Genomic DNA, 15145 nt, shown 5'->3' on the forward strand with positions numbered 1-15145 from the left:
CCAATAGCACCACAAAACTTAGGGCTGACCCTTTTTTGCTCAACATGCTTCACTTCTCCTTGCCAGAATGTTCACAGTATATTGAGGAGGAATCGTTAACGGGCGATCGCGATGGTGGAGGCACTCAGCGCAGCCAGCCCCCTAGTGATTTGGACGAGTCTGGGTCTTGTCTGTGGGCGTTGGTTACCGGCAGTGATTCCCCAATGGTTGGGTCGCAGCCTCTATTGGGTGGGCGTGCCCATTCAAATTTTTGCCCTGGTGCGGCAGACCGATTTCGCAGGGCTGATTTGGTTGGCACCGCTATTGGCCTTTGTCGCTTTGATTGTTGGGTATGTGCTTGCCCAAAGCTTATATGCTTGGCAGCAACGCTACTTTCAGCCCCAGTGGCTCCAATACACTCCCCCTTTCCTGAGCAGTACAGTGCCCGAAGGAGAAAGTCGGCGCTTTCAGGGGAGTTATTTAATTGCCAGTATTCTTGGCAACACAGGCTTTGTGGGTTTGGGGGTCTCGATTCCACTTTTAAGTGCCGCCGCACTGCCCTGGGCGACCTTCTACGCCATTACCCAAAATGCCCTCGGTACCTATGGTCTGGGTTCATTCCTTGGTCAGTACTACGGTAAGGGGAATGATCAACCGTGGTGGCGGGCTTTGGCCGTAATTCCGACGGTACCCACCCTCTGGGCAGCAATGGCGGGCTTTGCCACCCATGATCTTTCCTTCCCTGAGGCGATCGAGACTCTGTGTGAGATGGATATTCACTTGGTAATTCCCTTGGCATTCCTCCTCACGGGCATTCGCCTGAGTTGCCTCCCCGGCTGGCAGAGCTTTCGCATAGCATTGCTGCCGATATTGGTGAAAACGCTGTTGTTGCCCCTAACGATGATGGCGATCGCCTACGGTTTAGGCCTACGGGGCGATACATTGCTGGCGATCGCGATTATGGCCGGTACGCCGACAGCTTTTGCGGCTTTGATTTTAGCGGAGGAATATGAACTCAATACTGAAATCCCTCCAGCGGCGATTGCCCTGAGTACCCTAAGTTTTGTCGTGGTCTTGCCCCTGTGGGTTTGCCTGTGTCGTCAAGTTTTAACATAAGGCTAACGATTGCTATCGTTTTCCAAAAACGGTGGCACACTAAAAAGTACTGCATCTATTCCTAGCCCTGTCACGAGTTGCCCCATGACAAATCCCCAAAGTCCTCCTCCCCCTCCCCCCCGTGTTCCCAATTCACCCCCGATGCCACCCCCCCGTCCCCCTAGGGGTGCAGGTGTTCCGCCGATGCCCCCACCGCCTCCGCCTCAAGGGATGCCACCCCGCCCCATGCCCCCGCGACCAATGCCGCCGCAACCGGGAATGCCCCAACAGGCAATACCAACACAGCCAATAGTGACACCGGCTGCGCCCATTTCTGGCCCGACGATGGAGCAATTGGTGCGGGAAGCCTTCGAGAACGGCTATTCCGATATTCACGTTGGGGTAGGGGAAAGACCTCGTTTTCGCGATCGCGGGCGCATTGAGATGAGTAACCATCCCGTGACTGACGAGGAAACCTTTAACCATTGGCTGAATGAAATGCTCACGCCCCAGCAAATTGAGCAGTTTCGCACCCATCTTGAATACGATGGTGCCTACCAATATGAGGGGCTGTGTCGGGTACGGATCAATATCTTTGTCACCCTCAAAGGACCGGCAATGGTGCTGCGGTTAATTCCCGTAAAAATTCTGACCCTAGAGCAGTTGAATTTGCCGCCGGTCTTCAAAGACCTGTGCCACTACCACAAGGGTCTGATTCTGGTTACAGGGCCAACGGGTTCCGGCAAATCCACCACCCTTGCGGCCATGGTGGACTACATCAATAGTGAAATGCAGAAGCACATTATCTCGATTGAAGACCCCATTGAGTTTGTGCACCAAAGTCGCCGTTCTCTCATCCGCCAGCGGGAGGTGGGCATTCATACGCTGAAGTTTGACAATGCCCTGAAGGCGTCGCTGCGGGAAGACCCCGACATCATTCTGATTGGGGAGATGCGCGATCGCGAGACGGTGAATACGGCTCTTAAAGCAGCGCAAACGGGTCACTTAGTCTTTGGGACTCTCCACACCAACAGTGCAGTGAAAACAATTGAGCGGATTCTCAACCTCTACAACCCCGACGAACAAGGCCCCATGCGGGTACAGGTGGCGGAATCGCTAGTGGCAGTGATTGCCCAAGCCTTAGTGCGCACCACCGATGGCAAGCGGGCAGCAATTCACGAGATTATGATCAACACCGATGCCATCAAGGACTATATTTTGCGGGGTGAAGTGGAGGAGATCGAGGCAATTATTCCCCAGTGTCGCTACGACGGCATGTGTACGATGAACCAGTGCCTCTACGAACTCTATGAGGCGGGGCGCATTGACGAGGAAACCGCCATCGAAAACTCCCCCAAACCCAACGAGATGGCACAAATTCTACGGGGGCGGGTCTAGGAAAATGGTTGGCCTCAGGCCCGTTTTGTACAAGGGGTTGGCCCTCTTTACACCAGGGGAGGATGTGGTCTTTTGCCGCGACCCATCGAAGCAGGGACAGTGGCATCGATCGCTTTGCCAAGCCCTGCAACACCTTTTGGATCTGGAGGAGCTGCCCTTATTTCTTTCGCCCTGTTACACAGCGGCGGTGGATTACTGGTTTGACGAGGAGCAGCAATGCCTACGGGTGGCGGCAGAAGTCTATGCCATGGCCTGGCCCCATCGTCCCCTATTAAATGCCCTGTTTGCCCCTCTGCATCAACCTGCTTTACCTTGGCAGTTGGTTCAAGATCCACACCATCCCTGCGACGTGCAAGCTTTAGAGGCCTACCGCAGTCGTTTTCCTCAATTGTGGGAGCATCACCAGCTTGTCTATGATTTGCAGGAAGCCACGCCCCTAAGCAGCTTTGTACCGCGTCCTTCGCAACCCGATCGCTATGTCTTTCGCCTGTATGTGCGCGGGGAAACCCCTGCTACCGAAGTTGCCCTAAAAAACCTCCACGATTTGCTGAGTCGTTCCCTCAAGGTACCCTATACACTCAAGGTGGTGGATGTCACCAAGCAGCCAGAACTGGCAGAAGAAGATCAAGTTCAAGCGACCCCCACATTGGTGCGGGTTTATCCGCAGCCGGTACGCCGCATTGTGGGATACTTGGATCACCGCGATCGCCTCGAACGTTTGCTCAGTCCCTAAACCCATGACCGGTTCTGCAAAAGATCTTTTGGCTGCCGCCGCTGTGAAGCGAATTGAGGGAAATCGTGACGCCTACGTGCTCTACCTGCGCCAAGTCTTTGCGGATGTGGTGGGCGAGGATGAGGCGGTCAGTGAAACCCGTGGTGGCTTAGGGGCGGCGCAGGAGCGACTGGCCAAAATTCAGCCGCAGCGTTATGGTAAAAGTCGCAATTTCTTAACCGGGGCAGTCACTGGACTGTCACCCTATTTGCGCCACGGGGTCATCGGTTTGGCGGCAGTGCGCGATCGCGTGCGTGCGGCGGTGGCTTCTCCCCCTCAGGCGGAGGCTCTCCTCCAGCAACTGGCTTGGCGAGACTATTGGCAGCGCCTCTATGCCCGCTGGGGCGATCGCCTATGGCAGGACATCGAACCCCATAAAACGGGTTGGCAAGCAACGGACTATGCAACCGATTTACCCCCCGCACTCATTGCCGCAGAAACAGGACTGGCCTGTATGGATGCTTTTAGCCGCGATCTGCAAACAAGCGGTTACTTGCATAACCATGCCCGCCTGTGGCTGGCCGCCTATGTGGTGCACTGGTGCCGAGTGCGCTGGCAAGCAGGCGCCGCTTGGTTTTTGCAGCATCTCCTCGACGGCGATCCGGCAAGTAATAACCTCTCATGGCAGTGGGTGGCCAGTACCTTTAGCCACAAGCCCTACTTTTTCAACCGTCAAAACCTCGAACGCTATAGCGAGGGCAAATACTGTCGCCAGTGCCCCATGGGCGATCGCTGTCCCTTTGATGCCCCCTACGAGGAACTGGAAACCCGTCTTTTTCCCCATAAGTAGCATTATCGGGAGATAGGTTTGAGGATTTTGCGCAGAATCAAGCAGTTGCCGCCATTCTCTACGCGCCGATAGTCCAATTCATCGGTGATTGTTGCTAGCAGACGCAGTCCCCGTCCCCCTTCGGCATCGAGGGCAATTTGGGCGGGCAGCGTCTGTAATTTGGCCAATAGATCAAAGGGATCCCCTTGATCCCAAATACGCAATTCAATTTCAGTCTCCTCTAAGGAAAGGTCAATGCGAATGGGAGTATTGGGCGGGCGCTCCCGATGGGCATGGCGCACCGCATTTGTGAACCCTTCTGCAAGGGCCAGTTCCAATTTCAGCCACTCTTCAATGGGCAGGGTTGACGGGCGATATTGATTGAACCAGCTCAAGAGTGCCTCCAGTTGGGTTAGGTCACTGGGCAATGTTAGGGAAACTGTCATAGGCCGGTCTGTGCTCAATGGGGTTGAATTAGGCAGTGACCTCAGTGCTGGGTACCAACATGCTGAACCCCCCTGCGAAGGGCTGTTGCACTCGGCCGGTGTGGATCGACGATATGGCTGCAACAAATGAACTTTTCCCCGCTGGCGGCTGTGGAGATAGGGTGCAGGGGCAAAGGGAGTTGAATGAGGGGATGCAGGTGAGACATGGCGCAGGCGAGTTAAGGGGAACTGATTACATTATTCATGTCTTGACCTGTTTTCTTGACCTTGAAATAGTACCCCACAGCGATCGCCAGTTAGGGGGTTGACAGAGTCCCTTGGGAAAGAACTGTGTACCGAGAATAATCAGCAGCCCATAGAGCATGAGACGTCCATCGCGGAAAAAGGCAGCCACTGCCCTGGGCAAATAGGGTTGATCTGCCAGTCCCCGCAGGAGTTCGGGTAAAGCCGTAAAGAGCATACCCCCCGCGATCGCCCCCACAAAAGTCCGATTGCCTCCCACAAGCACCGCCGTCAGTGCCAGTACCCCCGTATCAAACGTGCCCTGACGTGGATTCCAAGTATTCAACAGGTGGGCTGCCAAGACACCCGTCACCCCCGCCAGGATAGCTCCCAAGACAAACCCCAACACCTTGTAGCGGGTTGCATCAATCCCAAGGGTTTGTGCCACTAACTCATCGGCACGAATGGCCTGCATCGCCTTGCCGGCCGGGGTTTGTTCCAACCGACCAATGGCGATCGCCACCCCAATTAACAACGGCACTGTCAGCCACAAATAGCCCAAGGGCGTACTAAAAGGTTGAGGGATGCCAAAGATGCCGATCGCCCCCCCTGTAATCTCCAGATTCAGGGTCAACACCCGCAGCACCTCCGAGAAGGCAATGGTGGCGATCGCAAAATAGACCCCCCGCAGCCGCAACACGGGTACCCCCAACCCCCATCCCACCAGACCGCAGACCATGGCCGCCAACACCATTTCCCCTAGCACCAAGGGCACGGGATAGGGGTTAAGCCCTGCAAACACACGGGTTGAAACCAAGGCTGCAACATAGCCGCCAATGGCATAAAAGGCCGGACTGGCAAGGGAGAGCTGGCCACTCATCAGGGGCAAATAGAGCGACAGAGCCAACATCGCCCCTAAAGTCATCGAAACCAACAGGAAATCGTAGGTGCCCAGCCAACCCCCCATAAGCAGTGCTACAGATCCACCGCACAGGCCGGCCCATTGGCCTCTACAAGCTGCTGCAACTCCGCAATAATCGCTGCTTCGAGAGTTTTATCCTCCAGCCGAATTGTCAGCCGCGACAGCCGCAGTGAAGCCGTAATCCGACCACTAGGGAAATCTAGCCATATTAGCTGCTGAAATTGGCGACAGCGACCGCCATAGCGTTGGGCAACAGTGGTGAGTTCTTCGCCGGTGGGCGATCGCCCCAAATCCACATCCACCACCCATGTACCCCCACATTCCCGCCGTTTAGAAAGTTGAATTGGCATTGCTTAGAACTGACCTATAGGCGTTGGGCATAGAATTCGCACCAAGGATCCCCCTTCTCCCGTGCCTTCACCTCTACCCCTTGAAACACACCGCCCCGTTGAAAGAGACGATTGTAAAAGGCCTCGTCCAAAACCGGCTTCCGTTCGATATGTCCGTTATAGACAATGTTCATCATAGCAGGCACCGCCCCTTGGGCAAAGTAGCAGGCCGGTTGGGCAGCAGGAGGGTAGGAGGCTAAGAAGTAGTTGGCTTCGTAGTTGCCATCGATCGCCACCCGACAGGATTCATTGCTGACCACTTCTAGGGCTTGCCAGCGCCCCCACCCCAAACTACTGGCAACGGCATAGCCGCCGTGAATCCAATCGGTATCGGTGTTCAACATGGGGCCAACAACCGTTTCCCACTCCAAAGATTCCATAATATTGCCAAAGGTGTAAAAGACACAGACATGACCCGATTCCCGAATTAGAGCTTGACCCACTTCCAGAAGCTGTGGATCCACCTTTTGTAGCTCATCGAGGAAGCGGTACTGAATGCGGTTGTAGTAGTTGGCGGGCATTCGCGTTAGCAGCACGTTAAAGGCGCGGATTTGGCCATTGGTATCTCCTTCAAGGGGCAGTCCCCACAGCGCTTCATTGACCGCTTCATAGTCCACACTGGTGTCTCCTTTAGGAAAAGGGACGGGTTGATCAATCAGCTTGCCCATCTGCGGACTCGGCGTCAGGGAGCGAGGCACTGCTGCCTTTGTCACCTGAATAATGCAGTGGTCTTGCCGTGTTACCGCCACACAACTGGTTTCCTCGGCCACATAGGTACCCAGCGCCGCAAACGTAGCATCTAGGGCTGCTGCCACATAACCCACCGCTAGATGATCAATAGGTTTTGTACGGTTGACCTGCTCACCATATTTCCCTAGCCAGCCCTCTGCGTAGTGGGAGTGGGTTAATTCCACCTCGCCCCCCTCTTCTGTCACCTCAAAGTTGAGACGGCCAAAGCCCAAAAAGCTAAAAATGTGCGCTGCGGTAGCAAGACGTTCCGCCGCTGTTTGCAGCCCCAACCTTTTGAAGGCATTGGCAAGCAGACTATAGAAAATTTCTTGGGCTGAGGTTTGCAAAATACTCACCCCATCAATCCAGTCGGGGTCTTCAATCGTCTGCTGGAGAAATAGATTGTAGTGGTGACAGTGGAAAATCACCGGCTCACTAAAAAAAGCCACCAGCTTCCGAGGGCGATCAATGTAGAGATGTTCAAACATAGTTTCCAACCTTGATGACCTGTTGAAGAGCGTCGGTTGAACAACGCTAGGGAAGCGGAATGGGGAGACGTTCTACGCCCAAAATATCAGCCACACCTTTATAGAGAATGCGCACTTCCCGTTCATCCAGCTGACCTTTCTCCAGTCGTTCGCGGTGCAGACCCGTTTTCAACGACAGTCGCAGCGCCACAAAGTTAGGATCTGGGGCATAGCGCCGGGCGTAGCTCAAGAGCAGTTGGGCAACGGAGGTGGTGTTGTCCTGTACAGGGGGTAGGAGCGGCTTCCCATCCGCCAAAATGGCCTTAATGCGCTCAAACACTAGCTTCAGGTTTGTGCTACCCTTGGTGAGAAACAGAACAAAGTAGGGGGTTTTGCTAAAGGCCTTGATCACTAGGCGTACCTCTGCCGAACCCGCCAACAAATAGTCTGCTTCTGAGGCGGCATCCACCACCTGGCACAGGCGATTATTGGCTCGTAGCAGATCGCTGGCATAGGCAGCCAAGGAGCCAAGGGAGTCCTTTTCAAGGTGAGTGCCACTGTAGTTAATTTCAGCAATAGTTGCCCCATCGGTCATGCGGCCAATTAGAACGGCTAACACACCCGGTAGGCCGGCAATATGCTGCTCTAAAACACTCTTGAGCGTGCGTACCACCACCTGTTTTCTCCTGAGGAAATTAAGCCTTGATTAACTTTAGATTATATAAGCGTTATCCATGGTTCTCCATCCGTAGAATTTCGGATATTGTTGCCGATTTAACAAAAATGGATACCTCTTTCGTGTAAAGGGATTTTCCAGACTATTCCCCCTAGGAGTCAGCCATGACTACGGCAACAGAACTGCCCATTCCCGAGTTCTTTGACCCTGCGAAAGTGGCTCAGGTGTGGCGCGTTCCCTACCAAGAACGGGCAGTGCAGGCTCGCCAATGGGCACAGCAGTACCGAATTCCGCCGGCGAGGGAAGATCAACGGCGCACAATTCTCTTGCTCATTGATGTCCAGAATACGTTTTGCTTGCCGGAGTTTGAGCTATTTGTCCAAGGTGCAGTTGCGGACAATCAACGCCTCTGCCGCTTCATCTATACCCACCTTGCCCACATTAGCGAGATTATCGTTACCCTCGATACCCACACCGCCAGTCAAATTTTCCATCCCCTCTTTTGGATCGATGCCAATGGGGAACCACCGCCGCCCCTGACGACCATTACCGTTGACGATGTTAAGTGTGGGCGCTGGCAACCCAATCCCCAACTCCTGGCCTCCCTCGGCATGACCGATCAACAGAGTTTGCAGGCCTATGCCCAGTACTATGTGGCACAATTAGCTGCCAAAGGGAAATTTCCGTTGACGATTTGGCCCTACCACGCGATGCTGGGGGGAATTGGCCATGCGTTGGTGTCTGCGGTGGAGGAGGCCTGTTTCTTTCACACGGTGGCGCGCCAGCAGCAAACCCGTATCGAACTCAAGGGGAACCATCCGCTGACCGAAAATTACTCAGTGCTGCGTCCAGAGGTGAGCCATGACCCCCAAGGACATCCCCTAGGGTCGGTGAATACAGCGTTGATTGAGCATCTACTGGCGGGCGATCGCCTGATGATTGCCGGTCAAGCCAAGAGTCACTGTGTTGCTTGGACAGTGGCCGATTTACTCAGCGAAATTCAACAGCGGAATCCCCAACTGGCTCAACGGGTTTATCTCCTTGAGGATTGTATGTCCCCAGTTGTCGTGCCGGGGGTCGTGGACTTTAGCGAAGCTGCCAATAGAACCTTTGCCGAGTTTGCCGCTGCCGGCATGCACCGCATCACCACCAGTACTTCTTGGAATCTTTAACTGATCTAAAGACTCACCACTTCTGAGAAGAGACGGTTTAGGATCGGGGCTAGAGGCATCCTCACCAGGGAGGGGTAATGACTGACTACACCGCCCACGAACAGGCTCTTGATCGCGATTGTTTGACCCTATCTCGCCACGTTCTCCAGCAACTCCAAAGCTTTGATGCCGATGCCCAAGACCTGAGTGCCCTCATGAATCGGATTGCCCTTGCGGGTAAGCTCATTGCCCGCCGTCTGAGTCGAGCGGGTCTGATGGAGGGGGTACTGGGCTTTACAGGAGGGGTGAATATCCAAGGCGAAGATGTCAAAAAAATGGATGTCTATGCCAACGAAGTCTTTATTGCGGCCTTCAAGCAGAGTGGCCTCGTCTGTCGCCTCGCTTCCGAGGAAATGGAGAAGCCCTACTACATTCCTGAAAATTGTCCCATTGGCCGCTATACCCTCCTCTACGATCCTCTTGATGGTTCCTCCAATGTGGACATTAACCTCAATGTGGGATCGATTTTTGCGATTCGCCAGCAGGAGGGCACCGATCTAGACGAGACTGCCGCCGATCTCCTGCAGAATGGCCACAAGCAAATTGCCGCCGGCTACATTCTCTATGGCCCTAGCACAATGCTCGTCTATTCGATGGGCAAAGGCACGCATGTGTTTGTGCTTGACCCCAGCCTCGGCGAATTTATTCTGGCGATCGAGAACCTGCAAATTCCCGCCAGTGGCCCCATCTACAGCGTCAACGAAGGGAACTTCTGGGCATGGGAAGAACCCATTCGCAACTACGTCCGCTATGTGCATCGCCAGCCCGGCTACAGTGCCCGCTACAGTGGTGCCCTTGTCGGGGATATTCACCGCATTCTCATGCAGGGGGGGGTCTTCCTCTATCCGGGAACGCAGAAAAATCCGGCGGGGAAGCTACGGCTGCTCTATGAGGCTGCCCCAATCGCCTTCTTGGTGGAACAAGCCGGCGGCAAAGCCAGTACGGGAACCCAACCGCTGCTCGATGTCGTGCCTGACCATCTACACATGCGCACCCCCCTCATTATTGGGAGTCCAGAGAACGTTGCCCTTGTGGAATCCTTTATTCAGCAAACCCCTGCCACCCCAACCGTGACACAGGTGTAACCCATGGTAACCCTCTTTGAAAATCCCCTGCGGGTCGGCTTACGCCAAGAGCGCACTCCCGAACCACTGATTCTCATCATCTTCGGCGCGAGTGGTGATCTCACCCAGCGTAAGCTCATTCCCTCTATTTATCAACTGAAACTAGAACGCCGTCTGCCCCCAGAACTCACCATTGTTGGGGTGGCACGTCGTAACTGGAGTGATGAGTATTTTCGCGAGCATCTGCGCCAAGGAGTCGAGGAATTCGGCAGCGGCATTCAAGCAGAACCCCTGTGGCAGGAATTTGCCGAAGGTTTGTTTTACTGCTCTGGCAATATGGACGATCCTGCCGCCTACACCAAGCTGAAAACGCTACTGGCCGAGCTGGAGGAAAAACGCCAAACTCGCGGCAATCGTGTCTTTTACCTTGCGGTCTCACCGAACTTTTTCGTCGAAGCCATTCAACAACTGGGGGCGGCGGGACTATTGAGTGATCCCCAAAAACATCGCTTGGTGATTGAAAAACCCTTTGGCCGCGATCTCACTTCTGCCCAAGCCCTCAACGAGGTGGTGCAGGCGGTGTGCCAGGAGGAGCAAGTTTATCGTATTGACCACTACCTCGGCAAAGAAACGGTTCAAAATCTCATGGTGTTTCGCTTTGCCAATGCCATCTTTGAACCCCTCTGGAACCGCCAGTACGTGGATCATGTGCAGATTACCGTTGCCGAAACCGTGGGGGTGGAAGATCGGGCGGGCTACTATGAAACCGCCGGTGCTCTACGGGACATGGTGCAAAACCACATGCTCCAGCTATTGGCTCTGACTGCCATGGAACCCCCCAATGCCCTCGATGCCGATAGTCTGCGGAACGAAAAGGTGAAGGTTCTCCAAGCTACCCGTTTGGCAGATCTGGATAACCTCAATGCCTGTGCGGTGCGCGGCCAATACCGAAGCGGCTGGATAAAGGGCAAACCTGTGGTGGGCTATCGCCAAGAACCGGGGGTCAGTCCCACTTCCACTACTCCCACCTATGTGGCATTGAAGTTAGTAATTAACAACTGGCGCTGGCAAGGTGTCCCCTTTTATTTGCGCACCGGCAAGCGTCTGGCCAAAAAGGTGACGGAAATCTCGATTCAGTTTCGTGATGTCCCCCTGCTGATTTTTCAGTCGGCGGCGCGCCAAACCAATCCCAACATTCTGACAATGCGCATCCAACCCAATGAGGGCATTGCCCTGCGCTTTGAGGCCAAGATGCCCGGTTCAGATTTGCGCACACGCACGGTGGAAATGGACTTTAGCTACGGCTCCTCCTTTGGGATGGCGACGGCGGATGCCTATGCACGGCTCTTGCTAGACTGCATGCTAGGGGATCAAACCCTGTTTACGCGCGCCGATGAGGTGGAAGCTGCTTGGCAGGTGGTGATGCCGGTTCTCAGTGCTTGGGATGCCCCCACCGATCCGCACACGATTTCCACCTATGAAGCGGGGACATGGGGGCCAGATGCGGCAGAAGCCCTAATTAATGCCGATGGCCGGCGGTGGCGGCGACTCTAAGGTTTGCCCCTCATAGAAATCAATGTCGAACTTCTTCGCCCCTTTACGAAAAAAACGCGACAAAAACACGATAGAACTGGGTACCTAAGTATGGCAACTGAATCCACTCCCCTCGTAGCGCTCCAAGATCCCGTGGATGTCTCCTTGGAGGATATTGAGCAGAGTTTGCGGCAAATTTGGCTCAGCCACGGTGGCGATGGCACCACGCCAGCAGCAGTGCGGGCAACGACCTTTACTCTCGTGGTCTATGAAGCGGATGATACCCAGCAACTGCTGGCGGCCTTGGGGTACTACACAGGCCCCATTGATGGGATCCTTGGCCCGCGCATGCAGTCGGCGATTCGGGCGGCTGAGAAGCATCACAATTTGCCGTTGACGGGTCGCATCACGCCGCAACTGCGACAGGCACTGCAACAGGAATATGCCCAAGGAAGGCCTCGGGGCGATCGCCCTACGGTGGATATGCGCGGTAGTGGTCTTGCGGATGCGATCGCCAGCCAAAACCCCTGTCGAGTGATTGCTCTGTGTCCCACCCTTGGGGAGGATACAGGGATTACCGCCCAGGTGGCGGCCTATTGCCCCATCAATAAAAAGGTGCGCAGTTCGTTGGTTTGTTGTGAGTACATTACCCTCAAGGGTACCCATCGCGCCTTTCAGCGAGTCGAACCCCTGTTGCAGTCTTTGATCATTCGGGAGCTGCCCCGCTTTTTGTGGTGGAAGGGGGATTTGTTCAATAACTTTGAGTTGTTTCAAACCCTTGCTCCCCAGTTTAGTCGTGTGATTGTCGATTCCAGTGAATTTCTCGATCCGCTGCGAGGTCTGCGGGCGATCGCGCCCCTTTTAGAGCAGAACCTTCCCATCACTGACTTGAACTGGCGTCGCTTGGGAGCTTGGCAAGAACTGGCCGCTGAAGCCTTTGATCCACCACAGCGACGCTTAGCCATCCAGGAAATTGATCAGGTGGTCATTGACTACGAAAAGGGCAATCCTGCCCAAGCCCTACTGTATCTTGGCTGGTTGGCTTCGCGGCTACAGTGGCAGCCACGCCAAATTCGCCACGAATGCAACGACTATGACCTGTACTATGTGGAGTTAGTGGGAGCCGATCAACGGCTAATTAGAGCAGAACTAGCGGGCATTCCCACCGGGGATGCGGGACTCGTCCTGGGGGATTTAATTGACTTAAAACTTACCTCCTCTAATCTCCAAGCGGATTGCTGTACAATTATTTGCTCAGAAACCCGTGGCTGTATGCGTATGGAGGCTGGGGGGAGTGCCCAGATGTGCCGTACTTACCATGTGTCTCCCCTCAGCGATCTGACAGCCGAAGTGCTCTTGAGTCAAGAACTGCAGCGCTGGGGGCAAGACTTCCTCTACAGTGAAAGTTTTGCTGTTGTCTCCCAGCTCCTAGCCTTGATGCCCTAGCATTAAGGAAATATGACCGAAGATTTTCGCCTTGTCATTGACCTCAGTGTGGTACTGGGGGCAGCGGCAGTGGGAGGGGTATTCGCAGCTTTACTGCGACAACCGATCCTGCTGGGTTACCTTTTGGCGGGTATGGTGGTGGGACCCACGGGCTTGGGACTTCTCAAGGAAGTTCCCCAAGTGGAAGGTTTGGCACAACTGGGGGTGGCCTTTTTACTCTTTGCCCTGGGGGTGAGCTTTTCCCTCGGTGAAATTCGGAAAGTCCAAGGGGTGAGCTTGGGGGGCAGTGCCCTGCAAATTCTCCTGACCATTGCCGTCACAACCCTCATTTCCCTTGGGGTTGGCTGGGTGAGTTCCCCCAATCAGGGCATTTTCCTCGGTGCTGTACTCTCTCTCTCGTCAACCGCAGTGGTGCTGCGCAGCCTGATGGATCGCAACGAGTTGGAGTCCATCCAAGGGCAAATCATGCTGGGCATCCTGGTCGTGCAAGATCTGGCGGTGGGCTTGATGATTGCGGTTCTACCCGCCCTGAATAAGCCCCCAGAGGAGTTGGGACTCGCCATCGGACAAGCGGTATTGACGATTGCTTTGATTGCCGTGGGGGCAATCTTGGCCGGCATCTGGGTACTGCCCCCTCTGCTACGGCTTTTGGCAAAAACAGGGAGTCGCGAGCTTTTCCTTTTAGGTGTTGTTGCCCTCTGCTTGGGGATTGCCCTGCTGACGCAGTATTTGGGGCTTTCGATTGAGATTGGTGCCTTTATTGCCGGTCTGATGATCTCCGAGGTGGAGTATGCCGATCAGACGCTCGATTACGTGGAATCCATCCGCGATGTCTTTACCACCCTCTTTTTCGCCTCCATCGGCATGCTCATTGATCCGCTGTTTCTCTGGCAGCACTTGGATCGCATTATCCAATTGGTGAGCTTGGTTATTCTCGGTAAGTTTCTAATCACAACTCCGATTGTCAAGCTCTTTGGCTACTCGTGGAAAACCTCTTTGCTTGCGGGAATTGGCCTTGCCCAGATTGGGGAATTTTCCTTTGTGCTGTTGACGGCAGGGCGGGGCTTGGGGTTGGTCTCCCAACAGGTTTACTTACTGACTCTCGGCACCACAGCGGTGACTTTGGTTGTGACCCCCTTTTTGCTGAGATGGGTGCCAGTGGTCTTAAAACTGCCCCCCCTGCGCCGTCTCCTCAAGGAGGATGAAATCCTCGACATGGATTTAACAGGACTGCCGCAGCGGAATCATGTCATTGTCTGTGGCTATGGGCGCGTCGGCAAGGGCGTGGTAAAACTCCTGCAAAAACAAAATTATCCGGTGTTGGTGATTGAGCAAAGCGAAACGGTGATTAATGAGGTACGAGAGGCGCAACTCCCTTATATTTACGGCAACGCTGCCAGTGCCACCATTTTGGCGAAAGCAGGGGTCGATCAAGCCCTTGGCATGGCGATCGCCCTCTCGGACAGTATGAGCACCCGCCTCTGCCTCAAACGTGCTCTAGAATTTGCCCCAGAACTGGATGTCATTGTCCGTGCCAATAGCGATCGCGACATTGAACTGCTCTATCAACTGGGGGCACGGGAAGTGGTGCAACCAGAATTTGAAGCCAGTCTGGAGTTGGCTGCCCATCTGTTCTTTACACTGGGCATGGGGGAGCGCCATATTCAAGAGCAAGTGCAACAGGTGCGCGACAGCCACTACGCCAATTTGCGGGGCGACACGCCGCCGGAGGGAACTGCCCGCCTTTTGCGACAAGCGGCTCAGGATATGAATAGTCGCTGGGTCACGATCCCTGAGGAGTCTCCTATTCGGGGCATGAGCCTCGCCGAAATCCAACTGCGACAGTTGACGGGGGTCACCCTGCTGGCCATTGTCCGTGCCAATGGGACTGAGGTGGATTATCCCAGCGGTGAAACTTGCCTTGAAGGGGGCGATCGCCTACTCATTGTGGGTCAGCCGGCGGAGTTTGCAGCTTTTGAGGCTCTGATCAATGGTCGCGTGACGGTGCCCCAAGGAGAAACCTTCTT

General features: G+C 54.7%; 14 protein-coding genes. 9 read left to right on the top strand and 5 right to left on the bottom strand.

Going from position 1 to position 15145, the window contains the following annotated elements:
* The first annotated feature begins 111 nt into the window (after positions 1–111).
* The 4 genes from Q0683_RS01590 to Q0683_RS01605 all read left to right on the top strand — a co-directional run bounded on the left by Q0683_RS01590 (position 112) and on the right by Q0683_RS01605 (position 4034).
* Positions 112–1095 carry an AEC family transporter gene (locus Q0683_RS01590; RefSeq protein WP_298975934.1) on the top strand — a complete coding sequence of 328 codons (984 nt, stop codon included), beginning with the start codon at positions 112–114 and terminating at the stop codon, positions 1093–1095.
* Between the two features lie 84 nt (positions 1096–1179).
* Positions 1180–2472 carry a type IV pilus twitching motility protein PilT gene (locus tag Q0683_RS01595; protein WP_298975936.1) on the top strand — a complete coding sequence of 431 codons (1293 nt, stop codon included), beginning with the start codon at positions 1180–1182 and terminating at the stop codon, positions 2470–2472.
* A gap of 4 nt (positions 2473–2476) precedes the next feature.
* On the top strand, positions 2477–3205 hold the full coding sequence (locus Q0683_RS01600) for a circadian clock KaiB family protein (protein ID WP_298611663.1): 729 nt from the start codon (positions 2477–2479) through the stop codon (positions 3203–3205).
* A 4-nt stretch (positions 3206–3209) separates the two neighbouring features.
* Positions 3210–4034 (top strand): FAD-binding domain-containing protein, encoded by an 825-nt coding sequence (locus Q0683_RS01605; protein ID WP_298617144.1) that lies wholly within the window; start codon positions 3210–3212, stop codon positions 4032–4034.
* A gap of 2 nt (positions 4035–4036) precedes the next feature.
* On the opposite strand, the gene Q0683_RS01610 is transcribed toward Q0683_RS01605, so the two are convergent.
* From Q0683_RS01610 to Q0683_RS01630, 5 genes are all read right to left on the bottom strand, one after another.
* On the bottom strand, positions 4037–4459 hold the full coding sequence (locus tag Q0683_RS01610; RefSeq protein ID WP_298611669.1) for an ATP-binding protein: 423 nt from the start codon (positions 4457–4459) through the stop codon (positions 4037–4039).
* A gap of 241 nt (positions 4460–4700) precedes the next feature.
* Positions 4701–5648, bottom strand: a complete 948-nt coding sequence (locus Q0683_RS01615) for a branched-chain amino acid ABC transporter permease (protein WP_298975940.1) — start codon at positions 5646–5648, stop codon at positions 4701–4703.
* Between the two features lie 8 nt (positions 5649–5656).
* Positions 5657–5953, bottom strand: coding sequence for a hypothetical protein (locus Q0683_RS01620; RefSeq protein WP_298611675.1), 297 nt, complete (start codon positions 5951–5953; stop codon positions 5657–5659).
* Positions 5954–5967: 14 nt separating this feature from the next.
* Positions 5968–7209: a hypothetical protein gene (locus Q0683_RS01625; RefSeq protein WP_298975942.1), complete on the bottom strand. Its 1242-nt coding sequence runs from the start codon at positions 7207–7209 to the stop codon at positions 5968–5970.
* Between the two features lie 46 nt (positions 7210–7255).
* Entirely contained in the window at positions 7256–7864 is a 609-nt protein-coding gene (locus Q0683_RS01630; protein WP_298975946.1) for a hypothetical protein, read from the bottom strand.
* A gap of 164 nt (positions 7865–8028) precedes the next feature.
* Between Q0683_RS01630 and Q0683_RS01635 the strand changes: the two genes are divergently transcribed.
* The 5 genes from Q0683_RS01635 to Q0683_RS01655 form a co-directional block, all read left to right on the top strand.
* Positions 8029–9036: an isochorismatase gene (locus Q0683_RS01635; protein WP_298975947.1), complete on the top strand. Its 1008-nt coding sequence runs from the start codon at positions 8029–8031 to the stop codon at positions 9034–9036.
* Positions 9037–9113: 77 nt separating this feature from the next.
* A complete protein-coding gene (gene fbp / locus Q0683_RS01640) occupies positions 9114–10160 on the top strand; it encodes a class 1 fructose-bisphosphatase (protein WP_298975950.1) in 1047 nt (348 codons plus the stop codon).
* A gap of 3 nt (positions 10161–10163) precedes the next feature.
* Positions 10164–11693, top strand: a complete 1530-nt coding sequence (gene zwf, locus Q0683_RS01645) for a glucose-6-phosphate dehydrogenase (RefSeq protein WP_298611691.1) — start codon at positions 10164–10166, stop codon at positions 11691–11693.
* Between the two features lie 90 nt (positions 11694–11783).
* On the top strand, positions 11784–13118 hold the full coding sequence (gene opcA / locus Q0683_RS01650; RefSeq protein WP_298975954.1) for a glucose-6-phosphate dehydrogenase assembly protein OpcA: 1335 nt from the start codon (positions 11784–11786) through the stop codon (positions 13116–13118).
* 12 nt (positions 13119–13130) lie between these two features.
* On the top strand, positions 13131–15145 hold a 2015-nt coding region (locus Q0683_RS01655), incomplete at its 3' end, for a cation:proton antiporter (RefSeq protein WP_298975957.1).

It is taken from the genome of uncultured Thermosynechococcus sp. (assembly GCF_938074695.1).
In the GTDB taxonomy this organism is placed as follows: Bacteria; Cyanobacteriota; Cyanobacteriia; order Thermosynechococcales; family Thermosynechococcaceae; genus Thermosynechococcus.

Bases quoted from the DNA above. Each gene is read 5' to 3' on its own strand.
- Q0683_RS01635 (WP_298975947.1), top strand. From the start codon at position 8,029: ATGACTACGGCAACAGAACTGCCCATTCCCGAGTTCTTTGACCCTGCG.
- opcA (WP_298975954.1), top strand. From the start codon at position 11,784: ATGGCAACTGAATCCACTCCCCTCGTAGCGCTCCAAGATCCCGTGGAT.
- Q0683_RS01590 (WP_298975934.1), top strand. From the start codon at position 112: ATGGTGGAGGCACTCAGCGCAGCCAGCCCCCTAGTGATTTGGACGAGT.
- Q0683_RS01625 (WP_298975942.1), bottom strand. From the start codon at position 7,209: ATGTTTGAACATCTCTACATTGATCGCCCTCGGAAGCTGGTGGCTTTT.
- zwf (WP_298611691.1), top strand. From the start codon at position 10,164: ATGGTAACCCTCTTTGAAAATCCCCTGCGGGTCGGCTTACGCCAAGAG.
- Q0683_RS01595 (WP_298975936.1), top strand. From the start codon at position 1,180: ATGACAAATCCCCAAAGTCCTCCTCCCCCTCCCCCCCGTGTTCCCAAT.
- Q0683_RS01615 (WP_298975940.1), bottom strand. From the start codon at position 5,648: ATGGGGGGTTGGCTGGGCACCTACGATTTCCTGTTGGTTTCGATGACT.
- Q0683_RS01620 (WP_298611675.1), bottom strand. From the start codon at position 5,953: ATGCCAATTCAACTTTCTAAACGGCGGGAATGTGGGGGTACATGGGTG.
- Q0683_RS01605 (WP_298617144.1), top strand. From the start codon at position 3,210: ATGACCGGTTCTGCAAAAGATCTTTTGGCTGCCGCCGCTGTGAAGCGA.
- Q0683_RS01600 (WP_298611663.1), top strand. From the start codon at position 2,477: ATGGTTGGCCTCAGGCCCGTTTTGTACAAGGGGTTGGCCCTCTTTACA.
- fbp (WP_298975950.1), top strand. From the start codon at position 9,114: ATGACTGACTACACCGCCCACGAACAGGCTCTTGATCGCGATTGTTTG.
- Q0683_RS01610 (WP_298611669.1), bottom strand. From the start codon at position 4,459: ATGACAGTTTCCCTAACATTGCCCAGTGACCTAACCCAACTGGAGGCA.